This is a genomic window from Dyadobacter sp. (assembly GCF_051859145.1).
Classification (GTDB): domain Bacteria; phylum Bacteroidota; class Bacteroidia; order Cytophagales; family Spirosomataceae; genus Dyadobacter.
Map to the genome: position 1 here is coordinate 2288 of NZ_JBHYGF010000134.1, position 2859 is coordinate 5146.

At 49.9% G+C, this 2859-nt stretch carries 2 protein-coding genes; both read left to right on the forward strand.

Features of this window, described 5'->3' with window-relative positions; translation table 11 throughout:
- Window positions 1–1105, forward strand: a 1105-nt coding sequence (locus ACTIE6_RS09440) for a RagB/SusD family nutrient uptake outer membrane protein (protein WP_439556402.1), incomplete at its 5' end; no start/stop codon positions are given.
- A gap of 88 nt (window positions 1106–1193) precedes the next feature.
- Window positions 1194–2859: glycoside hydrolase family 20 zincin-like fold domain-containing protein (locus ACTIE6_RS09445; protein WP_439556403.1), on the forward strand; the 1666-nt coding region annotated here is incomplete at its 3' end.

The following is a 2859-nucleotide window of genomic DNA, read 5'->3' on the forward strand; positions in this document are numbered from 1 at the left end:
CGCCCGAATTGACGCTTCCCCCGTATCGGACAACATGAAAAAGCAATACACGGGAGAATCACTTGCGATGCGGGCACTTGCCTATTTCAACCTCGTACGCCTTTTTGGCGGTGTGCCGCTGGTAACAGAACCGGTCACAGATATTGATGCGAGCTACAATGTGGGCCGTGCGAGTGTGCAGGAAGTGTACGCGCAGATTGAAGCAGACCTGGCCAAAGCACAGGAACTGGTACCTGTCACTTACGATGATGCCAATGTGGGAAGAATTACAAAAGGTGCGGCGCAAAGTCTTCTGGGACAAGTTTACCTCACGCAGAAAAAATACCCTGAGGCTGTGGCAGAGTTCAAGAAGGTTGTGACAGCTGGTACTTACAGCCTGCTGCCTGTGTACTCGGACTTGTACAAAGCCGGACAGCAGGGTAATCCCGAGGCTATCCTGCAGGTATTGTACAAAGGCGGCGCAAATGGTCTTGGCTCGAACCTGCCCAATCACTTTGCCCCTACCGGCTCGGAAGGCATTACGATACCTTCCGGTGGAGCTTACGGTTTCAACCAACCGACCGACGATATCGCCGCGGCTTATACCAAAGGCGATGTGCGCAGGAACAATATCGCTGACGGTTATATGCTCAATGGGGCGATGGTAGAAGCGAAATACGTGCGCGGCTATGTGGAGCGTGAAACGGGCGGCGGCTTTGGTGACTCGGGTGCAGACTGGTATGTGGTCCGGTATGCTGACGTGTTGCTGAACTACGCCGAGGCGATCAACGAAGCCGGCAAAGCGCCGAATGCAGATGCTTATGCGGCGATCAACCTCGTGCGCAAACGGGCGGGACTGACTGACCTGAGCGGATTGACTTACGAAACGTTCAAAACAGCAGTTTACAATGAGGAAAGACTGGAATCGCCATTTGAAGGGCACCGTTGGTTCGATCTGCTGCGTACTGGTCGTGCGATGGAAGTAATGAATTCGAAACTATCCGGCCCGGGCAAACCTACGGTAGGTCTTTCTACGCCAATTAAAGAATACCAGCTTTTATATCCGATCCCGACGCTTGTGGTGAGCACGAGTACGCCCGCGATTGTGCAGAATACGGGGTATTAAGAGCAGCCCATTTTATATTAAACCTGAACAAAAGAGTAGCTGGCGCGAGCTGGTTACTCTTTTACTTAACCCATTAACTATTCCTGTTTTGAAGACGAATCGCATGTACCGGAAGACCTTTCTGCTGATTTTTAGCTGCTTTTTGATCCAGTTCGCAGCACACGCGCAGGCACCCGCTTCGCAAAAACCGACTACTCAAAAAACCCGGCCCGGCTATGGTCTACTACCTGTGCCGCAGCAAATGGCGCTGACTGAAAAAAGGTTTCCACTGGGTTCAAACTGGAAAATCGTAGCTGATCCGTCACTGGCAAAGACGCAATCAGTGACGAGCTTGCAGCAGGGTTTGAAAGAGGCTAATTTTCCGTTGAATGTAGCCGGGAACAATGCAGCCGGCAAATCACCTGCGATTCAATTGATTATTAAAAAGGGTTCTGTTGAAATCGGCACGACGGTGGATACAAACAGAATTGCCCTTGCTGACCAGGCTTACAGACTTAGTTTGAAACCGGGCGCGATTACCATTACAGCCAACGCACAGCAAGGATTGTATTACGGAGTCCAAACCTTTTTACAATTACTAAAAACAGAAAAACAGCTCCCTGAGGGCGAAATCACTGACTGGCCGAATGTGGAAGTCAGGATGATTTACTGGGACGATGCGCACCATTTAGAAAAAATGACTGCATTAAAGCGCATTATCAAACAGGCTTCTACTTACAAAATCAATGCATTTTCCATCAAGCTCGAAGGCCATTTTCAATACAAGTCCGCACCCGCGATTGTAGAACCTTACGCATTAACCCCGCAGGAATATCAGGAATTAACCGATTATGCCAAAGCACATTACATTGATCTGGTACCCTTCCTCGACGCACCGGCACACGTTTCATTTATTTTAAAACACCCTGAATACAGAAAGTTGCGGCTGATCGATGACATTAACTATCAGTTCTCAGTAACAAATCCTGAAACTTACAAGCTGCTCGACAACATGTTCGGCGAGCTGATCAATGCGAGTAAGGGAAGCAAATACATATTGCTGTCGAATGATGAGGCTTACTACACCGGCAAAGCGCCTTCGGAGAAAGCGATGGCGGATAGTCTGGGCGGAAACGGGCGGTTATTGGCCTGGTTTATCAAGAAAATGGCCGATCGCCTGCACGAACAGGGCCGCACCGTTTTTTTCTGGGGTGAATTCCCGTTGAGAAGAGAGGATATTACAGCATTGCCTTCGCATTTGGTAAATGGGGTTTACAGCAAATCCATTGCGGCGGATTATAAAAAGCACGGGATCCGGCAAACGGTGTACACTGCCACACAAGGCGCAGAACCCATTTTTCCGAACTATTACCCATTACACACCAAGAATCAGGTAATGGCCGACGGCAGCGACCGCTCGTCTGGGCGTGTTGGTGGAATGATGAAGGAAATCGGAACTGCATTTAAAGACAATCTGTCCTCATTTATGGGCGTGATCATCGCAGGCTGGGCGGATGCAGGTTTGCACCCGGAAACATTCTGGCTGGGCTATGCGACGGGTGCGTCAGCAGGTTGGAATAACAAAAATGTAACACCTGCCGACGCTTCTGCGCGGTTTATGACCTCCTTCTACGGACCCAAACAAAAAGACATCGACAGCATTTACCACGTCCTGAGCGAGCAGGCGGAGTTTCACACCAGCAGCTGGGACTGGATCCCGTCTAAATGGCGGCCGCAAATCAAAGGCAATTCCGACAGTCTTTTTCTGCAAGATG